22 protein-coding genes and 1 riboswitch are annotated in these 23,301 nt (G+C 42.3%); of the genes, 3 read left to right on the top strand and 19 right to left on the bottom strand.

Features of this window, described 5'->3' with window-relative positions:
- Positions 1-32: 32 nt before the first annotated feature.
- On the bottom strand, positions 33-1,238 hold the full coding sequence (locus tag LQ188_RS10155; protein WP_230176744.1) for an acetate kinase: 1,206 nt from the start codon (positions 1,236-1,238) through the stop codon (positions 33-35).
- Between the two features lie 177 nt (positions 1,239-1,415).
- A complete protein-coding gene (locus LQ188_RS10150; RefSeq protein WP_230176743.1) occupies positions 1,416-2,402 on the bottom strand; it encodes a class I SAM-dependent methyltransferase in 987 nt (328 codons plus the stop codon).
- A gap of 609 nt (positions 2,403-3,011) precedes the next feature.
- On the opposite strand from LQ188_RS10150, the gene LQ188_RS10145 reads away from it, so the two are divergent.
- Positions 3,012-3,323, top strand: a complete 312-nt coding sequence (locus tag LQ188_RS10145) for a hypothetical protein (RefSeq protein ID WP_230176742.1) — start codon at positions 3,012-3,014, stop codon at positions 3,321-3,323.
- 206 nt (positions 3,324-3,529) lie between these two features.
- On the opposite strand, the gene tpx is transcribed toward LQ188_RS10145, so the two are convergent.
- The 9 genes from tpx to LQ188_RS10100 form a co-directional block, all read right to left on the bottom strand.
- Entirely contained in the window at positions 3,530-4,030 is a 501-nt protein-coding gene (gene tpx / locus LQ188_RS10140) for a thiol peroxidase (protein ID WP_101222931.1), read from the bottom strand.
- Between the two features lie 176 nt (positions 4,031-4,206).
- The gene (gene ytfJ, locus LQ188_RS10135) at positions 4,207-4,689 is read right to left on the bottom strand and encodes a GerW family sporulation protein (protein ID WP_137018154.1); all 483 of its coding nucleotides are present in this window, start codon (positions 4,687-4,689) and stop codon (positions 4,207-4,209) included.
- A gap of 16 nt (positions 4,690-4,705) precedes the next feature.
- Complete coding sequence (locus LQ188_RS10130) at positions 4,706-5,395, bottom strand: DUF2953 domain-containing protein (protein WP_230176741.1); 690 nt, start codon at positions 5,393-5,395, stop codon at positions 4,706-4,708.
- Positions 5,396-5,495: 100 nt separating this feature from the next.
- Positions 5,496-6,035 (bottom strand): RDD family protein, encoded by a 540-nt coding sequence (locus LQ188_RS10125; protein ID WP_230176740.1) that lies wholly within the window; start codon positions 6,033-6,035, stop codon positions 5,496-5,498.
- Positions 6,036-6,047: 12 nt separating this feature from the next.
- The gene (sppA, locus tag LQ188_RS10120; RefSeq protein WP_137018152.1) at positions 6,048-7,049 is read right to left on the bottom strand and encodes a signal peptide peptidase SppA; all 1,002 of its coding nucleotides are present in this window, start codon (positions 7,047-7,049) and stop codon (positions 6,048-6,050) included.
- 276 nt (positions 7,050-7,325) lie between these two features.
- Positions 7,326-8,321, bottom strand: a complete 996-nt coding sequence (pdxA, locus tag LQ188_RS10115; RefSeq protein WP_230176739.1) for a 4-hydroxythreonine-4-phosphate dehydrogenase PdxA — start codon at positions 8,319-8,321, stop codon at positions 7,326-7,328.
- Positions 8,321-9,613 (bottom strand): four-carbon acid sugar kinase family protein, encoded by a 1,293-nt coding sequence (locus tag LQ188_RS10110; protein WP_230176738.1) that lies wholly within the window; start codon positions 9,611-9,613, stop codon positions 8,321-8,323. Before LQ188_RS10110 ends, pdxA begins: the two co-directional genes overlap by 1 nt.
- A 28-nt stretch (positions 9,614-9,641) precedes the next feature.
- Complete coding sequence (locus tag LQ188_RS10105; protein WP_101222938.1) at positions 9,642-10,616, bottom strand: 2-keto-3-deoxygluconate permease; 975 nt, start codon at positions 10,614-10,616, stop codon at positions 9,642-9,644.
- Positions 10,617-10,769: 153 nt separating this feature from the next.
- Positions 10,770-12,437, bottom strand: a complete 1,668-nt coding sequence (locus LQ188_RS10100; RefSeq protein ID WP_230176737.1) for a sigma-54-dependent transcriptional regulator — start codon at positions 12,435-12,437, stop codon at positions 10,770-10,772.
- Between the two features lie 306 nt (positions 12,438-12,743).
- Between LQ188_RS10100 and LQ188_RS10095 the strand changes: the two genes are divergently transcribed.
- The gene (locus LQ188_RS10095; protein ID WP_137018150.1) at positions 12,744-13,544 is read left to right on the top strand and encodes an NAD kinase; all 801 of its coding nucleotides are present in this window, start codon (positions 12,744-12,746) and stop codon (positions 13,542-13,544) included.
- Between the two features lie 38 nt (positions 13,545-13,582).
- On the opposite strand, the gene LQ188_RS10090 is transcribed toward LQ188_RS10095, so the two are convergent.
- From LQ188_RS10090 to LQ188_RS10070, 5 genes are read right to left on the bottom strand one after another with little or no spacing between them, the layout of a single operon-like run.
- Positions 13,583-14,353, bottom strand: coding sequence for a TatD family hydrolase (locus LQ188_RS10090; protein WP_230176736.1), 771 nt, complete (start codon positions 14,351-14,353; stop codon positions 13,583-13,585).
- Between the two features lie 18 nt (positions 14,354-14,371).
- Positions 14,372-15,115, bottom strand: coding sequence for an ABC transporter ATP-binding protein (locus tag LQ188_RS10085; RefSeq protein ID WP_101222942.1), 744 nt, complete (start codon positions 15,113-15,115; stop codon positions 14,372-14,374).
- A complete protein-coding gene (locus LQ188_RS10080) occupies positions 15,099-15,881 on the bottom strand; it encodes an ABC transporter permease (protein WP_101222943.1) in 783 nt (260 codons plus the stop codon). Before LQ188_RS10080 ends, LQ188_RS10085 begins: the two co-directional genes overlap by 17 nt.
- Positions 15,878-16,162: a thiamine-binding protein gene (locus LQ188_RS10075; protein WP_034309193.1), complete on the bottom strand. Its 285-nt coding sequence runs from the start codon at positions 16,160-16,162 to the stop codon at positions 15,878-15,880. Before LQ188_RS10075 ends, LQ188_RS10080 begins: the two co-directional genes overlap by 4 nt.
- An 11-nt stretch (positions 16,163-16,173) precedes the next feature.
- On the bottom strand, positions 16,174-17,169 hold the full coding sequence (locus LQ188_RS10070; RefSeq protein WP_101222944.1) for an ABC transporter substrate-binding protein: 996 nt from the start codon (positions 17,167-17,169) through the stop codon (positions 16,174-16,176).
- Between the two features lie 133 nt (positions 17,170-17,302).
- A riboswitch (TPP riboswitch) is annotated at positions 17,303-17,412 on the bottom strand.
- A gap of 313 nt (positions 17,413-17,725) precedes the next feature.
- Here LQ188_RS10070 and LQ188_RS10065 point away from each other — a divergent pair.
- Positions 17,726-18,553: a protein-glutamine gamma-glutamyltransferase gene (locus tag LQ188_RS10065; RefSeq protein ID WP_230176735.1), complete on the top strand. Its 828-nt coding sequence runs from the start codon at positions 17,726-17,728 to the stop codon at positions 18,551-18,553.
- 70 nt (positions 18,554-18,623) lie between these two features.
- On the opposite strand, the gene rarD is transcribed toward LQ188_RS10065, so the two are convergent.
- The 3 genes from rarD to LQ188_RS10050 form a co-directional block, all read right to left on the bottom strand.
- Complete coding sequence (rarD, locus tag LQ188_RS10060; protein ID WP_101222945.1) at positions 18,624-19,553, bottom strand: EamA family transporter RarD; 930 nt, start codon at positions 19,551-19,553, stop codon at positions 18,624-18,626.
- Positions 19,554-19,633: 80 nt separating this feature from the next.
- Positions 19,634-21,235 carry an amidohydrolase gene (locus LQ188_RS10055; protein WP_101222946.1) on the bottom strand — a complete coding sequence of 534 codons (1,602 nt, stop codon included), beginning with the start codon at positions 21,233-21,235 and terminating at the stop codon, positions 19,634-19,636.
- Positions 21,236-21,385: 150 nt separating this feature from the next.
- A complete protein-coding gene (locus tag LQ188_RS10050; RefSeq protein ID WP_101222947.1) occupies positions 21,386-22,969 on the bottom strand; it encodes an acyl--CoA ligase in 1,584 nt (527 codons plus the stop codon).
- Positions 22,970-23,301: the final 332 nt, after the last annotated feature.

The raw sequence follows: 23,301 nt of genomic DNA, 5'->3' as shown, positions 1-23,301 counted from the left end.
GGAATAAGGGATCATTATAAAAAAACAGGAAGTCATGTTTTCCAAGTTTCGCTCAAGGCTATCTTCATCGTATCCCTGACAATCATGATTTCTTCATTAGTGGGGATGACCATGACTTTTACAGGGGAATAGGGTGCATTGATGAACGCTTCCTTACCCGAGGTGCGATTGAGATCCTTATCCCAATAAACTCCCATGAATTCAAGTCCCTCCAAGATTCGACCCCTAATGGTTTGACTGTTTTCACCGATGCCCGCTGTAAAAATGATGCCATCCACACCTCCCATTTTAGCTGAATAGGAGCCAATGTACTTGTGAATTCGGTCTGCGAATACTTTAAGTGCGAGTTCAGCCCGCTCATTGCCTTCATCCGCTTCAACTTGAATATCGCGCAGGTCGCTGGAAAAACCGGAAAGGGCCAGGATGCCGCTTTTCTTATTCAGGACATCCAGAACTTCATCTACTGTTTTACCCGTCTTCTCCATGATATAAGGAATCAATGCAGGGTCGATGTTCCCTGAACGCGTTCCCATAGTGACACCGGCCAATGGTGTAAATCCCATTGATGTATCAATTGATTTGCCGCCCTTTATGGCCGTGATGCTTGCACCATTCCCTAAATGGCACGATATCAATCGAAGCTGTTCAATTGGGCGGCCAATCATTACGGCAGCACGCTGTGATACATATTTATGTGAAGTACCATGAAACCCATACTTCCTTATTCCGTATTTTTCATAATATTCAAGAGGCAAGCTGTACAAATAGGAACCTTCTGCCATCGTTTGATGGAAGGCAGTGTCGAATACCGCAACCGCTGGCACATCATCCAGTGCTTGCCTGAAGGCTTTGATCCCGGTGATATTGGCGGGATTATGAAGGGGCGCCAACTCGGAAAGCTTTTCGATTTCCTCTATTACGTCCTCCGTAATCAAGACCGATTCGCTGAATACCTCACCGCCATGCACCACCCGATGCCCTACGCCATCTATCTCTTCAAAGGAGTCAATGATGCGATGGTCAATCAGCTTTTCCAATAAAAGCCCTACAGCCACTTCATGATTGGGTATATCAAGCGTTTCAGAAACCTTGTCGCCTTCGACGCTTAAAGTAAATGCGGAATTTTTCAAGCCGATTCTTTCTACAAGACCTTTTGTAATTACTTTTTCATAAGGCATCTCAAAAAGCTGAAACTTCAATGAAGAGCTGCCCGCATTAATAGCCATGATTTTTGACATCCATCCTGCTCCTTTTCTCTAAGCTAGTTCTTCCAATGTTATCTCAACGAAACGTGCAGTGTATTGTACAATCTTATCATGACAAGCAGGTTCAACCAAATATTAATGAACAATTGCAAATAATCACTCTCAAATAAAAAAATGAAAGCCAATGCCCGGGGCATCAGCTTTCATTGACTATTTTTCCTCTTTAAACCAATCGTCCATCTGTTGCATGACAGACCTGGTCGCTTCGAAATCCGACAACTTCGGAAGCTGTACGAGCAATGCCTTCTTCGGTGCTTCGATACCCTCTTTTTTCTTTTGAAGAATCAGGATGCTTTTCGCAGCCGCTTCACTCTTAAACATGGAAAGCGGCAATTGCACCATCCCTTGAATATGTGTATGCTTCTTCAGGAAATCATTGAGTTTCGGCGCTTCCTCCGAGACGAACAGGTTATTCGGGACAATGAAGAATAGATGTCCGCCATCCTTCGCGTGTTTAACACCTTGTTCAATAAACAAATGGTGTGCATACGAATGTCCCTTATCGGCCTTCAATTCATATTCAGCTGCACGCACATCATTCGGATAATAACCAATCGGCAAATCACTGACCACAACATCTGAAGGATCGATGAAAAGCGGCTCCAGGCTGTCCTGGTTGAAAAATTGCAGCGGGTGTTCTTGCAGGTTGGCACCTGCATAAGCAAGCCTGATCAAGGTTTCATCAATCTCGACACCATATGAAGCGATGTTTTTATCAGTAAGTTGATTCAAGATCGCAAATAGTAAGTTCCCCGTTCCGATGGCTGGATCGAGCATGACTATCTCTTTTTGATCCTTTGTGAATTTACCGACTAAATAACTGACGAACATGCCGACTGCATCAGGAGTCATATGATGATTCGGCTGAACGCTCTGCTGCATGCCTTTTAAAATGGCAAGCTGGTACGCTTTTCGGATTGCTTCTTTTTCATATTTTACTGGTGAAAATGAAGCATAATGCTTCACTAACCTTTTTTTCGATACTTCACTGATTTCCTCCTGCAGGACTTTCCCTTCGAAGAAATTCTCGCCCGTTTCACCCAGGGCATCCAGATACGTACATGATAGTTCACTTTGCAATATTTGGGCTGTTTCATCAAATTCATAAAATAATTGTTCAACTGGGGTAGACTTCACTTATTAATTCCTCCTGTTTGCTTCTGTCCCTATTTTAAAGGTAAGAAGAAAGAGATACAAGCCGTACGTCCTGCTCATCATTCTTCGTCTGTTTAACGTACTGTTTTCCGTTTTGAAATTATTAAATACAAGGTGTAAAATTCGGACGTTGATTTCCACTTCAGGCACTCGCTTTCCGCGGGCGGTCTGCCCTCGGCTTACGACTGCGGGGTCTCCCCTGGACGCGCTTTTCCCGCAGGAGTCTCGTACCTTACGTTCCAAGCAACTTTGTTTTGAAATTCAGATAGAAACTCTTTTGTCTAAAAAAGTGGCTAGGAATGGTCACACCCCGAACCATGAAATGTTTTGGTGGACTTGATTTCCATTCCAGGCACTCGCTTTCCGCGGGCGTCTGTCCTCGGCTTGCGACTGCGGGGTCTCCCCTGGACGCGCTTTTCCCGCAGGAGTCTCGCACATCCGCTCCAATCAACTTTGTATAAAAATTTCAGATAGAAACCCTTTTGTCTAAAAACTCAAATACGGATTGTGTTGTTGCCCTGTATTTTTTATTACTTGGATAGGCTCAATGAATGCCCCAACAGAATACCATGCATGAGGTGGTGATTATATATGGATAATCAATATCAAAACTATCATGGGCAGGTTAATCCGATAAATCAGCAACATGATATTCAGTCAGCAGATGAATTAAACAGGCAACAACAGGGGTTTCAACAAGGGTTTCGACAAGGATTTCGACAAGGGTATCGACAAGGGTATCGAGAAGGATTTCGAGCAGGGCAACAACAGGGGTTTTTCCCAGGACCAAGACAAATACCGTCGTGGCCTAATGAAATTGACATAAAAGTTGGAACACCTAATGGTCAAGAGTGGTCTGGCAAGGTTGTTTTACCACAAAATGGTCCGACTTTCGAGCCTTAACTGATCCAGCATATAATAAATGAAACTCGTCAAAAGAAACGAACTGTATCGATCGACCTCAGAAATTAATAATAAGCACAACTTAAATGAATATTAGAGCCTAAAAAGGACCTGTCCACTTCAACGACAAGGTGTTTATCAACAAGAAAATCAACATTAAAACAAAAAACCGGGCACATTGAGCCCGGTTTTTTTAAATTTGCATCTTATTTTGCCGCTTTAGCCGCTTCGATTGCACCTTCGTAATTAGGATGGCTGGTACCTTCACTTACATATTCTACATATGTGATTTCATCAGAGCTGTTCACTACGAATACAGAGCGAGCCAATAGACGAAGTTCTTGCATGACGACACCATATGCTTCACCGAATGAAAGGTCACGGTGATCGGAAAGAACTTGAACATTGTCCAAGCCGCTTGCAGCACACCAGCGTTTTTGCGCGAAAGGAAGATCGTTACTGATCGTAAGTACTTTTACATTATCCAATTTTGCCGCTTCTTCATTGAATTTACGTGTCTGTGCGTCACAAACACCTGTATCCACAGATGGCACCACGCTGATAATGCGGACAGAACCTTTGGAGTCGTTTAAAGTAACCGGTGATAAGTCATTAGCCAATACTGTAAAATCAGGTGCTTTGTCCCCAACTTTTAGTTCTGGTCCCACTAAAGTGATCGGGTTGTTTTTAAATGTAACTGAAGCCATTAAAAATTCCTCCTTTTTCTGCTATATGTACAAGCATAATAATATTTGTTTTGCCGGAATTTTGCAATTAATTGAATTGGGAAATGTGATTGGAGCTTGTTCATGACATCCAAGCTTTTGAATGTGTAATGATATACTGCAGCAAAAATAAAAACTCGGCGGATGCCGAGTCGCAGTTAGAAATCTATATCCATTTTAGGTTCTTGGTACCTTTTTGCAGCTGGTTGACTGCCGCCTTGGTTTTGATTACTGCCCTGCTTTTGATTATTGTCTTTCTTGGATAGCATGGACTGAATCTTATCGACGACTTGAGGAGCTAAATCCATCATTTTTTCGAGAAGATGCGTCCCTTCATCCAGATGGATCATTTTCACCCCATGGGAACCGACAATCAAAAAGGCAATTGGTGTTATGGAAACCCCGCCGCCGCTACCGCCGCCAAAAGGCTGCTTGGAACCACCTTGCTGTCCTTGATGGTTTCCATCCATCACAAATTCACTGCCACCGGCTGCAAAACCAAATCCCACTTTGGATACGGTTAAAATGACACTTCCATCCGGAGTTTCCACCGGATCTCCGATGATCGTGTTCACATCGACCATTTCTTTCAGATTTTCCATTGCTTCTTTCATTAAACCTTGGATCGGATGATCTGACATTTAAATTCCCTCCACTCTAGAACGATTGTTTATTGGAATCACCTGATAGCTTCGCTAATTTACTCGACTTGAAATGCGGCTTCCCGCCTTTCCAATAACGAAGCAGTTTTATTCCAGTCACCATAGCCTGCCCGATTCTAAATTGTAATATGCAGGAAATCGACGTGTTTGCCTGCCATCTCTGAAAGTCGGGTGTAATGGAATAGGAGGGCATGATCCGGAAGTTGAAATAGGTTGTCAGCAAACCGATGATGGAACCTTTGAGTGCCCAGCATGCTCCAGTTAAAACACCGGTGTGTGCAGCGTTTTTAGTACCGACCTTACTATGCCAAGTGAATTTTTTGACTTGGACTTTCCCAGCGAAGTGACGGACTATCTTATGGAAACCGATTATATGCTGAAGCATCTCCAGAATGTCTGCGAATCCGTCACGCATATCTTCAGCTGTAATTTTTTTCTTTTCCTTTTTTGTTTTTCCGTTCATTTCTTGCTCTTTGTTTACTACTACAGTTGTCGAGTCATCTTCCATTTTGATGACCGGAACCTTGATTGTATAGTGAAAAAGCCCATACCAAGCTGATAATTTAATATGTATTAGGTCATTCGTTTGGACACGTTTGTAGTCGATGGACACTCTTACTTTAGTGAAAACAACTATTAGCAACACCAAAATGAGGATACCTATAATCAACAAAAGCCACTTCATGCACCCACACCCCTTCAGCCTATCATTATTGGCTTATGCAAAAAAAAATAAACCTGTAAAAGCGAAAATCACGCTCTTACAGATTTATGACTGGAAGAAATCATCTTCTGATCAACACAACGCCCGTGTCTGCAAAGATATCATGCAAAGCCTGTTTCTTCGGTAATAGGCCTGCCAAGAGATAGCCGATCCAAGTGATCTTTGAAATATAGCGGCCAATCAGCTCCCTGAACAAAATCGTGCCCCATGAAATGTTACTTTTCTCTTCCTTCAATGCAACGACTTTCAGTCCAAAAATCATTTTACCAAGAGTTTGGTTCAAGAATTTGGTCATCAAAACAAAGTATAAGAAGAATACGACCCCCGTTAAAAATCCCTCTGCGGAAAACCAGAGATCATCTGTCCCTTCATAAAACTTGAAGATGGGATGAATCAAAATCCTGTTCAAACTTCCGATAACCAATAGGTCGGCTAAATAGGCCCAAAACCTCATCCAAAAACCGGCAAAATGCACTTTCATTACTTCGTCATCATCCACGGCATTACTGACTGGTGTAAATCCCTGCTCAACGGGAACCTCTTGATCTGCCATTAGATTGGATGAAGCAATTTGTTCATTATTTTCATTTCGTTCCGTCATCCTTCAGCCCCCCTATTCCGCATACAAATACATTAAGCGTGGAGAATTTGAAGAGGAAAGGATTTTTGTCAAGACTGCCGTTTCCACATCATTTCCCAACATTTTTTGCGCACCCATACTGAATAATGAACCGAATCCTGCCTCATCTGTATAACGGATAACTTGAGCATCCTTTTCACCGATATCCGTTTTCATCGCGGCAATTACATCATCCAAATGGCCGAAATCATCGATTAGATGGTTTTCTTTAGCCTGACGTCCATCATAAATGCGGCCATCTGCGATTTCCCTTACTTCCTTCTCTGACATACCGCGTCCATCTGCAATGATTTTTACAAATTGGTCATAAGAATTATCGATCATGTCTTGGAGTATTTCACGTTCTTCACCAGTCATTTCCCGGGTCGGACTCATAATATCTTTGTGTGGTCCGCTTTTGATGGTTTGGAACTCAACACCATACTTCTTGGCCAACTTCTCGTAATTATACCCCTGCATGATGACACCAAGTGAACCCGTCATCGTTTCCGGACTAGCATAAATCTTATCGGCTGGTGCAGAAATATAATACCCACCTGAAGCTGCCATAGACCCCATTGATACATAAACAGGTTTTTTCACTTTCTTGATATCAAGGATCTTTTCATATATCTCTGCACTTTCGACGACACCGCCGCCTGGAGAATTCACCCGAAGGATGATTCCTTTGATATCGTCATTTTCCTCAGCCATCTTCAGCTTATCCATGAAGGCACGGTGATTATATGTTGCCGAACTAAGTAATGAGGCTTCTCCTGTATCTTGAATCGTGCCCTCTACATCGAATACGGCAATAACATTAGAGAAATCATCGCCTTCTATGACTTCCTCGTAAAATGCACTTTCAGAAGCAAATAAATCATCAATGATATTTTCCGTATCCGCTGTAAATAGAGTCGTAGCCGTCCCTACAGCAATAGAAACAAAAAATAAAACGGCTGCAATTCCAAGTGCCGCCCAACGCTTTCCATTCATCTGTTTTCCCCCTTAAATATATGTATCCTTCTTACCATACGAACTAAAGACGAAAATGTTTCATTCCATGATAAACCAAGACATATAAAATTGTAGCAAATAATCCTCAAATTGGAAATGAATTGGTTCATTTTGGACAATCTCCATTTGTTTTTTCAATATCCATTAATATATTAATTTTCCCAAGTTTCAATTTTTGAGCTGAGCAGTAAATCACGTAAAGGGAAAATCAGCTCAACTAAAAAGCTGCCGGGATCATCCTGGCAGCTTCTCTATTTATTGCTTTGGTGCTAATTCAATTGCTGACTGAATGGCCGCAAGCATGCTTTTTTCATCAGCGATGTTCTTTCCAGCGATATCAAAGGCTGTGCCATGATCTACGGAAGTTCGGACTATGCCGCCCTTGAGCCCTACAGTAATATTGACCCCAGCCTCAATTCCCATAACCTTGATTGGGGCATGTCCCTGATCATGATAACAGGCAATGACAATATCAAAATCCCCACGGCCAGCCCGGAAGAACAATGTATCTGCAGGAAGCGGCCCGCTTACATTGATTCCTTCAGCCTGTGCCTTCTCTATTCCAGGCATTAACTTCTCTTCTTCTTCACCATTTCCAAATAAGCCATTCTCCCCTGCATGAGGGTTTATACCACAAACGGCGATGCTTGGGTTTTGGAAGCCCGCCTTTGTCAGCGTTTCATGTGCAAGCTTAATTACTTTGTACGTCCGTTCAGGATTAATGCTTTCGATAGCTTCAATCAGCCCCATATGAGTCGTCAAATGGATTACCTTTAAATTGGGAGTGGTCAGCATCATCGAAAAGTCATTTGTATCCGTAAGGTCAGCAAGAATCTCTGTATGACCCGGATACATATGACCACCTTTGTGGAGCGCTTCTTTATTCAGTGGGGCTGTACAGATTGAATGAATTTTCTTCTCCTTTGCCAGGTCGATGGCCTTTGCCAAGAATTGAAAGGCGCCGTCTCCCGCTAAACCAGATACCTCTCCAAACGGAAGGTCCAATGGTAGGATGTCCAGATCCAGAACATCTATCGAACCGAACTCATATTTCGCCTCTGCAGGATCTTTTATGGCATGAACCATCCCCTCAAAGCCTACGATAGGCTTTACCTTTTCTATTATTTTCGCATCTCCGATAATAAGCGGCCTGCACTGTTGATACACCTCAACGTGAGCCAATGCTTTTACGATAATTTCCGGGCCAATTCCCGCTGCATCTCCCATCGTAATTCCGATAATGGGTCTCATCAATCATTCTCCCCCTTCAACTTATTCATCGCATGGATAAATACGTCCTCTGAACCAAATCCTCCAGCTTTCGTGACGACATGAATAGCGTCATTACCTAGGAATTTGGAGATCGGGACCCCTATTTCCAGTTCATCCAGCAATTCGAAACCTTTTACATCCCATAGATTGCATATTTGCTTGGCTGTATCGCCGCCTGTCATTGTCACACCTTTAAAATATTGTTTCTCTAACAGGACAGAACATACTGTTCCAATCGCTTTCACAATCTCGTTACTGACCTGTGTATGAGTAAGGCCTTTAGATTCGCCTGTTTTCCAAGCCCTTTCAATATCCGCGTTTTCTGCAGTGGAATAAATGACGACATCCTGCCCTTGTGCTGCCATTTGGATGGCCTCATGATAGACTCTCCTGATTTCCTCAGTTCTTTCCCGGTCTTCCCCTACAGCTTTATGGGACTCGAATGATATGGCATGTACCTGGGTCTGTTCCAACATTTTTTTCAATTGTTTCCGTGAATTCTTATTTACACTTCCGATCACTGTAAGGACCGGCGAGCTTGAATTAGGAATCTTCAATCGATTTTCCTTGTGTGGTATGGAATAATGGTCAGGCAGGTAATTGGCGATCCCTGCCGATCCCGCCCATGCCACGTCAATATTCATTTCCTTTGTATAATTCAATATGTCTTTCAAATGCTGCTCTTCGGTTGCATCGATGATGATATACGTTATCGAATCCTTTGCAAAACCTAATAACATACTGTTCACATGGTTTTTGCCTTTGTCCAAATCCTTCACTGTAATTGTACCAATTTTATGTGATGTCTGGGCGCCAATCAACTCTGGCAGATAAGATTGGGTCACAGGCGTTTTTGGGTCCTTGGAAATCTCTGTTTCTCCAAGAGGAATACCATTTAAATAGTGGGTAGAATCCAGAATTGATCTTCCATTTTTAGGATACCCCGGAGCGATCATGACTAAATCCGGCCTTACAGCATCATAGATGGCATCGATTTCAGCACCGATATTTCCGCGCATTGTCGAATCTAGCTTTTTGAAGATCGTTGAGAAGCCAGCCCGCTTTAAAAAGCCTGCCGCTGCCTTGACTTTATCATAAGCATCCTGCCTCTCAAGTGAGCGGCTGTCTGTATCAAATACGACGGCATCATAATCCCGTACATTTTCTTCATCCAATCCAAATAGTACGGTCGTTTTAAGACCATGTCGAGCCAATTGGACTCCGCTATCATTGGCGCCAGTTAAATCATCCGCAATAATCGCTAATTTCATTTAAATCCCCTCCAAAGCATGGGCTAGCCTAATTATTGTATTTAGCCACTCCACCCTTCTTATCCAAATGCTTGGATAGGAAGCCGATGAATATCGGGAGAAGAATAGCTGTTGTCACGACACTTGCTGCAATTTGTACAGTAGCAAGCTCCGCATGGATCCCGAATGAAGCATTCGCTGCCACGATAGCCACCGGAGTCCCGACGGCGTTACCCGCAGTGGAGCCTTCAGAAGCACCGACAATCGGGTTCCATCCTATCCACTTAAAGATCAGATACCCTCCTCCACCAGTTAGGAGAACTGTAATCACACCAAGCAATACTCCACTTAATCCACCTTGGATTATCGCTGTGAAATTAATCCCCATACCTAATGAAAAAGCAAAGAATGGAACAAGCTTATCGCTTCCTTTAGAAAGAAAATCTTTCATCTCGGAATCCAAATTCCCTAATACCACCCCGACTAGCAGCGGAAGCAATACGGCTATGAACGAAGTTGGAGAGAACATGCCATCAGCGAAGCCCATTGTCCCGAAAATAGCAAGCGCTACCATTGTTAAGAATGGACCATCACTTAAAGCGAGAAATGGGTAGGCGGCCTTGTCTTCTTCTTTCCCATACTGACCGGCTAATGCAATATAAAGCCCGCCATTGGAATTTGTCATGGCTGCAATAATTGCCAATGGTGCCATCCCTAAGAACAATCCGTTACTATCTGCCAGCCAGAACCCAATTAGGCCGACCAGTGCTCCTAACACCCACTTATATGTTAAAAGTGTAACGCCCTTTTTCACCGAAGTGCCTGCTGTACGAAGATTGATTTGCGTTCCGGCAATTAAGAGGAATAATGCTATCAAAGCACTTGAACTGTTCACGAACAGTGCTTCCGTAAATCCGCCAATCCTTAATAGACTAGGAAATAATGTATTGATAGTGGCTGCCAGCAATAGCGGAACAACCATCATCCCCCCTGGGATACGATCAAGCGTTGCTTTAATTCTCATAATAAAAACCCCTTTGTTTTATTATTAAAGCGCTTACAATATTCATATTAAAATATGATGTTAATAAAAGCAACACTTATAAAAATATAAAACTACTTTTTATAAAAACAGTTTAAAAATGCAACACATTAATCAAAAAAAACAAACTTAAAGTCATTCTTTAAGTTTGCGCCATAATGTTGCCCGGTTGATACCCAATCGTTCAGCAGTTTTCGTTTGATTATAATTTTCCTCTTTAAGAACTCGCTGAATGATATACTTTTCCATTTCTTTTAGTGTCGCTTTTTGCGAAACGAAGATATCAGTCGGAATGTTATTATCTTCTATTATTTTCTGAAGGGTTTCCTTTCGTATCACATACTCTTTTTCATTTAAAGCTATTTGCTTAATTAACTGTTTTAAATCGTCGATGTTGTTAGGATACGAATACTCTTCCAGAAGAGCAAGAGCATCACTTTTTATATTCATTGCAGTTGTTCCATACGTTTGATGATAATAGGATAAAAAGAATTTCGTTAAGTTTCCTATATCGCTCTTTCGTTGCGATAAATCCTGCATATGAATCGTGTTTATTGCAAAATGCCCAGCAATGGATTCGTTGACTTGACCATTTGATACAATGAATATCGATAGACTTTTTCTGCAGCAAATGCTTAGAAATTCTCTTAATGGTTCATAATCATTTAGACAATCGATATTCTTCAGAGTTATGGTGCGGATATGCTCAAGAGGCAGTTTGTTAAGCTCAGCTTCCTTGAATTCTTTGAAATCAATTATAAGAAGCTTTCCATTTTTAGCTTGTTCATTATGTATATAATGTACAAGAAACTCCTTACCCGTCCCTCGATTTCCTTTTAGGTGAATGATTTCATGATTCTTATAGAGCGATGTTACATTATTTATGAGAACTGTATCCATGGCAATTGGTTCTGAGATGGAAGCTGCCTTAATCTGCACCCCTTTTTGATCGAATCGTTTCATCGAACTGGCATCTAATACATAAACACCATATGATGAGTACAAACCATCATGCCAAAAGCCGTCCACATCTATACTTCTGCCATCCAGTGAAAAACTGGTATGAAGCTGCTTACTTACGTTCACTTCTCCATTCATGGTTCTATATTGATCATCGCTCAATGGGTTGGAATCAAAATCCTTTAAATGCTCATAGACGATTTGATTATCACTGTTTAAAATGACGATATTATGGACTTCTTTAACTAAAAGCCTTTCATACATCCTATTGATGTCGCTTTTGTAATGAAGATAGGCAATCATTTCCCTAGCATCATTGATGGCCCTTATGATAGATTCCTTTCCCGATTGAATGAGGAATCCTTTCATGCCATAAGAGATGGTAGTATTTATTGTAATCACATCACCAACAATCTGTTTATAGCCCTCGTTTTTCAAAGTCAAGATGAGAGGAGCTACATCTTTTGATTCACGGACCGTATAAACCTGTAAAGGAAGGTCCAATAAGTCGATAATCGATTGGGCGCCTGATGTTATATTTGAAAATCCTACGATGGCCGTTTTATCTTTAAGCTCACTGGCCAATGTCAGGGATCGGATCATATCATAACCGGAAAGGTGCATGTCAATCACTGGGATATTGACCGATTTCTTAATTAACTTGGCCGTTCCTCCCCGGCTGATTATGGCATCCGCTCCGTTTTCCGCTTCCAATTTTGCAAGTTCAACACCCTTTTCCAAGTCGCCTATGGAATACCCTATTTCCAAGTCTGGATAAAGTGGCAAACACGCTTTTATAATTGGAATCATTGATTCATACGGCGCAATGATATGTACTTTCATACACATAACCTACTTTCTTATATATCCGAACCCTACCCTTTGTATGGCAGGGATTTAAAGAGCCCTTACTGAGAATTCATTATACCATTATTCTCTTTTCACTTCCTAAAAAGACGATCCTAGTTAATCATGCAAGAACGGACCATTCTTTCTTTTCGTTACCGCTTTAACAAAAGTGCTTCATTCCATGATAAACTATGTCATATAAAAATGTACGAAATGTACAGCTGCATTTTGTACTGCGGTTTTACTTTTTCAAAAGAAAAGAAAGCCCTTTCATAAACATACATACTAGGAGGGATCATGATGAACACTCGAAGGAATATTTATTTTTTCCATGCACCGAATGCAGAGATGCTTAGCAAGGTTGAATACTTGTCAGACTTGGCGAAGCAACATTCGTATGAAGTCATCCAGGATTTCACAAAAGCAAACATCATCGTAAGCATCGGTGATGACGGCACATTCCTGCAGGCAGCCCGTAAAACCGGGTTCAGGGATGACTGTTTATATGCTGGCATTTCCACCACAGGTAACTTGAATATGTATTGCGATTTCCACTTGGAAGATACGGATAAAATGATCGATGCCATGACTAGAGAGCAAATCGAGGTGCGTAAATATCCAACCATCGATATCCAATTGGACGATCAGCCCTCCTTTTATGCCCTTAATGAACTCAGTATCCGGTCTTCCATCACCAAAACGTTCATCATGGATATTTTCATTGATCGACTCCATTTTGAAACTTTTCGCGGGGACGGAATCATCATTGCTACTCCGACCGGAAGCACCGCCTATAATAAATCGGTCAATGGGGCGGTTGTCGATCCCCTTCTCCCTTGCTTTCAAGTGAGCGAGCTTGCTTCCATCAATAATAATACCTATCGGACCTTAGGCTCCTCATTCATTCTTAGCGGTGATAGGACTTTGACCATCCACCTTGAACAAAACGGACCAAGCTATCCGATCATCGGAATGGACAATGAAGCCTTAAGCATCAATCATGTCGAACAGGTAAAGGTCCGGTTAAGCGGTAAAGTCATCAAGACCGTTAAGCTAAAAGACAATTCCTTTTGGGAAAAGGTTAAAAGGACCTTCCTTTGAACGTACTAAAAAGGTACCGGATATGATAGCCGGTACCTTTAAATATGATAAAAATCTTTCGTATTTTGATAAAGGGTTTCATAAACATCCTCAATCGGCAATCCTTTAATCGAAGCAATTTGACGCACACTGTCATGCATCATGCCGGGATGGGTCCATTTCCCTTCGAAAACCCCTTCAAACTGCCATGGGCCATCCGTTTCAATCATCATCAGCTTAAGTGGGTATGCCGAAACTAATTCCTGTATTTCCCTCTCATAACAAACATCAGGTGTAATCGAAATGCGGTAGCCCTTTTCGGCCATTCTTTCGACTGTGCGGATATCTCCTTTAAACCAATGAAAGTGCGCCTTTGTGATTTGATGCTTATCCAAAAGGTCGCAAACGATAGGTGCATCTTCATGGACGGCATGAAGGATAACCGGCTTTTCCATCTCTTTAGCAAAAGCCAGGAACTTCTCCAATATCCCTATATACGCTGAGTTATCCATATCGGGATTTTCCTGCCTTAGATAATAGGGCAGTCCAACCTCACCTATGGCAACCATATCTTGACGATGTTCCCGCATCCAGTTCAATAATTCGTTCACTTCTTCATCACTCGGGAGGGGCTGCTCTGGATGAAAGCCAAAGGCTGGCTTAACTCGGGAATCCTCCAGTGAAAGCTGATAATTGTTAATAGAAGAAGCCAAATTCATGGAAACAGTCAGCAAGGATTGCAAATGAACCTTTTCCATGTCAGTCAGAATCTGCTTCCGCTTAACAACATCATATTTATCCAAATGGATATGGCTGTCGATGATTCTCAAATTTAATAGCCTCCTTACTTAAGTAGAAAGAGTTGGCATTAATGCTGCATATAACTCTCTTTTCAAATGAAAAAATTCATCACTAAGAAGCTGTTCTTCACTTCTTGGCCTTGGAAACGGAACTTTGACTTCTTTGATGACCGCAGCCGGTTTTGCAGATAACACATAAATTCTATCGGATAGGAAAACCGCTTCATCTATGCTATGCGTAACAAAAAGCACCGACCTCCGATTTTCCTCCCAAACCGACAACAGCCATTTTTGCATTTGCAATCTTGTCAGTTCATCCAAGGCAGAAAAGGGTTCGTCCAGGCACATCAAGTCCTGTGGACTTAAGATACTCCGGATGAATGCGGACCTTTGCTTCATGCCTCCTGATAATTCATGCGGATATGCTTTCTCATACTCTTCTAATCCAGCTTTCATCAATAGGGCTTTTGCCTTTTCTTTATCTCTGATCCCAGCAAGTTCACTTCCCAGCAAAACATTTTCCAATACCGTTCTCCAAGGTAAAAGGGAAGGCTGCTGCGGCATATAGCTGATATGGCCCTTTAAACCATTTATCTTTTTACCATCCAGTGAAATGATGCCATGATCCGGCTTCAAAATACCTCCGATCAAGTGGAACAAAGTACTTTTACCGCTGCCCGATGGCCCAAGGATCGTGACAAATTCCCCATCATCCACACGAAAATTCATGTTCTCCAATATATTCTGTTTACCATCGAAAGAATAGGAGACATCTTTAATTTCCAGCTTCATCCTTGCCGCCCTCCTTTCTCTTCCAAGAAACTAAGTATTTCTCCAGGAAGGTGATGATTCCAAAAAAGACCAGGCTCATTCCCATAATGATGAAAATGGCAACAAACACCCGGTCTGTCCTGAACGCAGAGGACGCGAGCGTCATATAAACACCAATCCCCGATTTTGCCCCGAGCCACTCTGAAATAACCGCACCCATTACGCTATAGGTGGCCGAAATTTTCAGGCCGGAGAAAATGAACGGGATTGAGTGAGGAAATTCCAGCTTCCAAAATAACTGGTTTTTCCCCGCTCCCATCATCTTGAAATAATGCTTAAGTTCGTATGGTGTCTGGCGAAAACCGTCCAATGATGCAACCGCAACCGGAAAAAAACATACGAGCGAAATCACTATTAGCTTAGGCAGCATGCCAAAGCCAAACCAGATCACCAATAGCGGGGCCAAAACTATGATAGGTATATTTTGTGATAGTATGAGCAGAGGATAAACCGCGTCCTTCACACCTGGAAATAGGTGTAAGGTTGCAGCAACCAATAAGCCGATGCAGCTTCCAATAAAAAAACCCGACAACGCAAGCTCGGTTGTCGATATAAGGTGTCCGTAAAGATTGCGCGACGACTCAATTCCTTCAATGAAAATGGCCGATGGAGCGGGAAGCAGCCATTGTTCAACCTTCAATAAGACTGTCACTGACTCCCAAACTATCAGCAACAATAATAAAAGAAAGAAGGGAGCCCCCTTCTTCCAAATTCCCCTTCCGATCATGCCCGATATTTCTCCGTTAACGTATCCATCGTAATCCCGCTTGGTTGATATAATATTTTCACTTGGGAAATGACATTCGGCGATCCTATTTCAATCATTCTTACATTCATTTTTTCTATCACGGCAAAAAGTTCGGAAAGCTCGCCCTCCATTGTCGTTTCAAGGGGGTGAACCTCATACTTGACACCAGATTCTTCAATGATCTTGATTGCTTCATCGACCATAGGGATGACATTTTCCCCTTTAGGAATAATTTGTATACTAATTAATGAATTGGCCATCGTATTTCCTCCTATTTTGGTAAAAATTCATTGGTAAATGCCTTTTCAGGATCGAAATCACCTTCAAGAAGCTTGTTTTCTGTCATCCAATCACTGTAATTCTTCCAGATTTCCAGTTTTTGTTCACCCCAACGCGGAGCATCATCCTGATACTTGGCTGCAAGCCACTCCTGGCTTTTCTTAACTAGTTTTGCATCAAGATCCGGCGCAGACTTAATTAACATGTCTGCTGCATCAGCAGGATTCTTAATCGCAAACTGGTACCCTTTTGATGCTGCATGAACGAATGCTTTAACAGTTTCGGGATCTTCTTTTATCATCTTTTCATTTGTAGTCAAAACAGGCGTATAGTAATCAAGCTTATCAGAGTATTCGGTTAAGTAAACCATATTAAGCTTTTCATTTCGCAACTCAGCCTCAATGCCTGTCCATCCATAATAAATCCAGGCAAAATCTATATCCCTTTTAACCGAAGTGAAAAAATCCATGTCTCCTGTATTGACTATATCCACTTTATTTACATCCGCATTTTCTTTTTTCATGAGTGAATCAATAATGGCCTTTTCAACCGGAGAACCCCAGCCACCATACGTTTTCCCTTCAAAATCCTTGGGAGTTTTAATGTCCTTTGCCTCAGGGGAAGCGAATCCAGAGGTATTATGCTGGATGACTGCAGCAATCGAAACAATTGGCACGCCCTGCACGCGGGCCTGTGTTATGCCCTCCTGGTAGCTCACGCCAAATTCAGATTTTCCTGAAGCGACAAGCTTATCCGCTCCAGCTTCACCTGGCATGATAATTTCCACATCAAGACCTTGCTCTTTAAAGTAACCTTTTTCCTTGGCAACATACAATCCTGTATGGTTTGTATTCGGTGTCCAATCGAGCACGACCGATACCTTTTTTAATTCTTCATTTTTAGATGCTTCTTCTTTTTCATTAGTTCCGCCTGCACCACATCCAGCCAAAAGGAACAACGAAGTTAACAGTGGTAAGAATTTATTCAAGTTATTATCCTCCTACACATCATATAAGATCCATATGCCGGAACCATAATGGGGCTCCAGGGTCTATTCAAATACTGGATAAAAAGCAAAAAACGCCCGAAGATGAATTCGGACGTTAACATACAAAACAGAAAGTCAGTAATAATATGTTCCCTCCGCTGGCATCACCCAGATCAGGTTCAAAGAGTCAGCATCTAAAGGATGCAATCTCAGCCAGCAGTACTGGCCCCCCTACATTTCTCGCACATATGAACTTTTCTCTCTCATTATATCAATTCATAGGGAAAAGGGAATACTAATTTGCTTCTTATCACTAATTTGAAAGGTATTCCTTACTCTTAAGGATATCTAGCAAAACATCTTTTGGAACGAAAATCATTGAAATCAATGTAATTCTGCCTCTTTTCATTCCAATCATTCTTGACTGCAGCGGTGGCTGACAATTTCTAAATAGTCATTTCTTTGCATGCATTCATATAATGAGCATTATCTGTAGACATTTATGTTTACTGGTTTTATAAACCGTTAATTTAATAAGCAAAAGGTGGATATGATCATGATAAAGATTAATCACAGATGGTTAGATGTCAGTCACATCCAACCAGGAATAGCATCTGCTGAGTCGCTTGAAATTCTCCAATTGCTGGATGAAGATACTAACGTTTTTGAATACCGGAATTTTGGAGAGTTTAATTTCGATATACAGCTGAGGAACCGAGTCATAGAAGCAGCTATTGCGTTGGATAAAAGCGGTCCAGAATTTTCCACACTTGAGGAATCTCAATCCAATCAACAATATTGGCACCTTTCAAAGGATGGCACCTTTACCCTTCAGCCAGGGATTCTCCCTCATGCTGCACTCGTTGACATTTTCATGAATGGAAGGCTTTATGCCTTCGAATGCGGGACAGCAATCGTCGTCACTTTTTTAAAGGCCATTTTGGATTCAATCGGCCCTAGGAATTTCGATTACCTTTTTTCAAACCTATTTTTATATGACTGGCGCCCTCCACAGAACATGGAACTTAATATTCACAAAGGGAGGGATTATTTACCAGGCGATTGTGTTTACTTCATAAACCCTGATCATGACGAGACAACTCCTGAATGGCAAGGTGAAAATGCCATATTATTAGGGAATAACCTCTTTTATGGCCACGGAATCGGGATAACGACGTCACAGGGAATCATCGATGAATTAAATAGCAATAGAAAGCCGTACGCAACCATATCAGCATTCCTGACAACGCATATCATTTTCCTGGATAGTTCCTTCTATAGACAATTCCAACTAAATATCCCCCGAGCAAAGCCCGATCACTGTCCTGCTAGCCTTTCCAATTGTATTGTTTCTGAAATAGGTTCGAAGATTTACCTTTCATGACCTCTTTGTTTTATATACCCGCATAAAAAAATGCTTGGGGAGAGATCTCCTCCCAAGCATTTTTTCTTATTCATGCACCAATATTCCCTTTGCCTTTAAGCCTGCGGGCATTCGCCTGACCCCATTTCGTTATGGATAGTGTATAAACGGCCAAGGCTGACCATATGAACAAAAAGGCTAAAAGATGTGCTTTGGTAAAACTTTCATGATAGATGAATACGCCTATTAATAAAGATAAGGTCGGAGCGATATACTGAAAAATGCCAAGCATCGATAACGGGATCTTCTCCGCCCCTTTCGCAAAATATAAAAGAGGCAAGGCCGTGGCAATCCCGCCACCCACCAGCAGCAAGCTTGTGCTTCCCGCTGTAAAGAACTGCATTTCTGATTGGTTCATCAAGTAAATCAGGTAACCTAGGGCCAGAGGCGTTACCATCATCGTTTCAAGAGTCAGCCCGATCGCCGCTTCAGCCTTGATCATTTTTTTTGCCAGACCGTATAATCCAAAGGTCATGGCCAAAACAAGAGAGATCCACGGGATCGTGCCGAAATGAATGCCCAGGATCAAGACTCCGATTCCTGCAAGCAGGAATGAAATGATTTGGGCCCCGCTCAATTTTTCTTTTAAGACTATCACTCCCAATAGTACACTGACTAGCGGATTGATATAATATCCAAGGCTCGTGTCGAGGATCCGTCCTGTATTAACGGCCCAGATGAACACTCCCCAATTAGCTGTAACAAGCAGTGACGCCGTAAGTAATGCCACAAAGAGTTTGGGATTTCCCAATATGTTTTTGACATAGACAAGAAACGCCTGCCATTTTTTCATGAACATCAATAAAACCAGCATGAACACGAAAGACCATAATACCCTCTGAGCTAAAATTTCTATTGCACCGACTCCCTGAAGGAACTTCCAGTAAATCGGCACGATTCCCCACATCATGTAAGAAAGGGCTGCATAAATCGCCCCTTCTTTTTGTTCATCCACTTTCATAACAAGCCTTCTTTCCATTTACATTCCTTTATCTAATTCCATCTAACAATTTTGTATTTCCATTTCTTTTTTTGCAACTGTTAATTTTTATCATACATGATTTTATCATCGATGACCGTCATGACCGCCTCAGCTTTTAGGAGGTCATCCGGCGCAACAGCAAAGACATCCAGATTAAACACGGTAAAATCGGCATCGTACCCTTTATTGATCACACCGCGGCGTTTTTCCTGGCCGATTGCTGCAGCACTCCCTTTGGTATACAATGCGAAAGCCTCGTAAACGGAAAGCCTTTCAGACAAGCCATATACGGTATGGTCCTCACTATTGATTTTCATCCTTGTGACAGCTGCATGAATGCCCAAAATTGGATTTAATGGCTCAATGGGTGCATCCGACCCACCCGCACAAATGATGCCCAAATTCAAATAGGTTTTCCAGGCATATGAGGATTCCAACAGATTGGCTGGAACCTTTTCTTCCACCCACGGAAAATCGGACGGGACGAAGCCCGGTTGGATATCAAAGATTAACGGCAGCTTTGCCGCCCGCTGCAACAGCTCCGGCCGGACGATCTGTGCATGGATGAGCCGGTCCCTCTGTCCCTCTTGCGGGGGGAGTGCCTCAATTGCATTCAAGACGTATTCAAAAGCGAGATCGCCAATCGCATGGACAGCAATCGGCATTCCGGCAGCCCTTGCTTTTTTCACCCATTCCTGAAGCTCGTTTTCAGTAAATATCGCGACTCCATTCGTATTCTTTTGATCTACATAAGGCTCGCTCAACAGGGCTGTTCGTCCCCCTAAGGAGCCATCCGTAAATATCTTCATGCTGTCGAATTTAATATATCGCGTACCTTTCTGATAACCGCCTCCTGCTGCCAGCATTTCTTCAAACGCTTCATGATGGACAAGCAAGTTCGCGCGAAAGGCCATTTCCCGGTCCTCGATTACCGATTTAAACGCCTGATATGTCGGCATGAAGCCATTATAGTAATGGAGGTCCTCAGTATGTCCGCCAGTCAAACCTAGCTTATATGCGTCTTCTATGGCCTCTGTGAGTGCGTTTTCGATATACTCTTGATCAATGCCGGGAAGACTGTCTAAAATAAGGTTCTGTGCCTGACTTTCTTTAAATAAACCATTTAAAAGTCCGTCAGGATAACGGCAAATCACCCCGCCTGAAGGTTCTTTAATATCTTCTTTAATATCCGCTTCCAAAAGGGCGCGGGAATTGACCACCAAGGCATGACGGCAAATCCTTTTCAATACGATGGGATGTTCCGTCGATATCACATCGAGCTCATCCCGTAATATCAATTCAGGACTCGGCCATTCGTTTTCATTCCACCCTTCGGCAACAATCCACTTTCCAGCCGGGGTCTTTGAGCACTTTTCCTTCAAGGATTTCATGATCGACTCCCTGCTATCCATCAAAGAAAGGTCTAAACGAAGCAGCCTTTCACCATGCCCGACCAAATGAAGGTGACTATCCACTAACCCCGGCAACATCGTTTGTCCTTTTAAGTCGATTTCCCTGGAAATATTGCCGGCATACTCATTTTTCAAATAGCCCTGGCTGCCGGTATCAACAATTACCCCCTTTTCAGTGTAGACTGCCTCCACTTGATCATTTTCTTTAATCATTGTATAAATCGACCCATTGAACCATAACGTTCCCACCGGCTTTACACTCCTTATTAAATGATTGTTACTGTGCAGATATGCAGTAAGTGTACCATCTCATATCACGAATTCCCATATTTATGCTTTTATCCAAGCCCCTGTCAATAAAAAACGCCAGCCTTGGAGGCTGACGGTCATGCATTTCGATCAATTGTTAAGGAGTGCTTCTTCCCTTTTCCGTAAATCCACCCGTTTGATTTTACCTGATGTCGTTTTGGGCAGCTCTTCTAAAAATTCGATTTTCCTTGGATATTTATATGGGGCAGTCAATTCTTTCACGTGCGATTGAAGCGTCTTGATCAAGTCCTGGCTGTTCGGATCGATATCATCCATCAAGACGACATACGCCTTAACCACATTTCCCCTTATTTCATCAGGACTTGCTATAACGGCACACTCTTTAACATATGGATGCTTAACGAGTGCATCTTCCACTTCAAACGGTCCAATCGTATATCCCGAGCTGATGATGATATCATCGGAACGACCCTCAAACCAGAAGTAACCATCCTCATCCTTTTTCGCCTGATCGCCAGTGATATAATAATCCCCACGGAATTGCTGCGATGTCCGCTCGGGATCTTTAAAATATTCTTTAAAGAGTGCAGGTGTATCGACATGTACGGCAATATCACCCACTACACCAGGAGAACAGGGCTTACCGGAATCATCAATGATATCCACATGGTTGCCCGGTGTCGGTTTGCCCATGGAGCCCAATTTAATTTCCATTCCTTTTGTTACACCTACCAACAGGGTATTTTCGGTCTGTCCATATCCATCACGCACTTCAATATGGAAATGGTTTTTAAAGACCTCGAACACTTTTTGATTTAAAGGCTCTCCCGCTGATACAGCACTATGAAGATGGGATAAATCATAGTCATCAAGGTTTTCCACCTTTGCAATCAATCGATACTCGGTTGGTGTGCAGCATAATGCATTCACTTTGTAGTCCTGAAGCAGCTGAAGATATTTTTTCGCCTCGAACTTCCCATGGTAAGCAAGACCGGTCGCTCCCGTTCCTAGAACCGCCAGGAAAGGACTCCAAATCCACTTTTGCCACCCTGGACCCGCAGTTGCCCAAACCACATCCGTTTCGCTGATGCCGAGCCAGTTTGCAGCAGACGTTTTCAAGTGGGCATAAGCCCAGCCATGTGTATGGACGACCCCTTTTGGATTGCCTGTCGTTCCGGAAGTATACGATAAGAACGCCATATCCCCACTCTTCGTGTCGGCCAATTGCAGCTGATCGGATTCTTCGTCGGCAAGCTCATTCAAATCCAGCCAATTTTCGATTCGTTTTCCGATTGAGAATTTCAGAAGGCTTTCCGCTCCTTCTATTTCATTCAATTCATGAGTATATTCATGATAACTGATGATTCCTTTGACATCACCATGGTTGACTCGATACTGCAAGTCCTTCGCACGAAGCATTTCCGAACAAGGTATGACAATCATGCCAATTTTCAATGCGGCTAAATACACTTGATAAGCTTCCACCAAACGAGGAATTATGATAAGGACCGTATCACCTTTACCCAGTCCTTTTTTCTTTAAGGCATTTCCAATTTTATTTGCACTTTTTAATAAATTCTCATATGTAAGTTGTTTTTTATCTCCGGTTTCGTTCTCCCAGAGTACGGCAACTTTTTCTGGATCTTTTGCATAACGTTCCATTTCACTCACTAAGTTGTAATGTTCCGGAGCCAATAAGTCTTCACGCTTCATATTCTTCCCCTCCAATTATGAACTCTTAGTACCTACTCATTATACAAGATACTTCTCTAATATTTCTATTTATTTTTACAAATAAATAAAGAGAGCGGGTTTAGGAATCCACTCTCTTATAGCCTTTTGACAACTCTTAAAGTGAGTTTGTCTGCAGTTTTTCTTTTTAAAAATTCCGCTGATTTCAGAAATCCGCTCTCTTTCCGCCGACTGTCTGCCAAGCCTCCTTGGCGCAAGCGCCTGTGGGGTCTTGGCTAGCCAGTTATTCGGCAGGAGTGTCGCAAAACTCTTCCATCCAATAAGGTTTCATATTATATAAAACAGTAAACAAT

The sequence above is a fragment of the Peribacillus sp. Bi134 genome (assembly GCF_918698065.1).
Classification (GTDB): domain Bacteria; phylum Bacillota; class Bacilli; order Bacillales; family DSM-1321; genus Peribacillus.
Note: the sequence above shows the minus strand (reverse complement) of the source record. Positions and strands in the feature narration are given on the sequence as shown.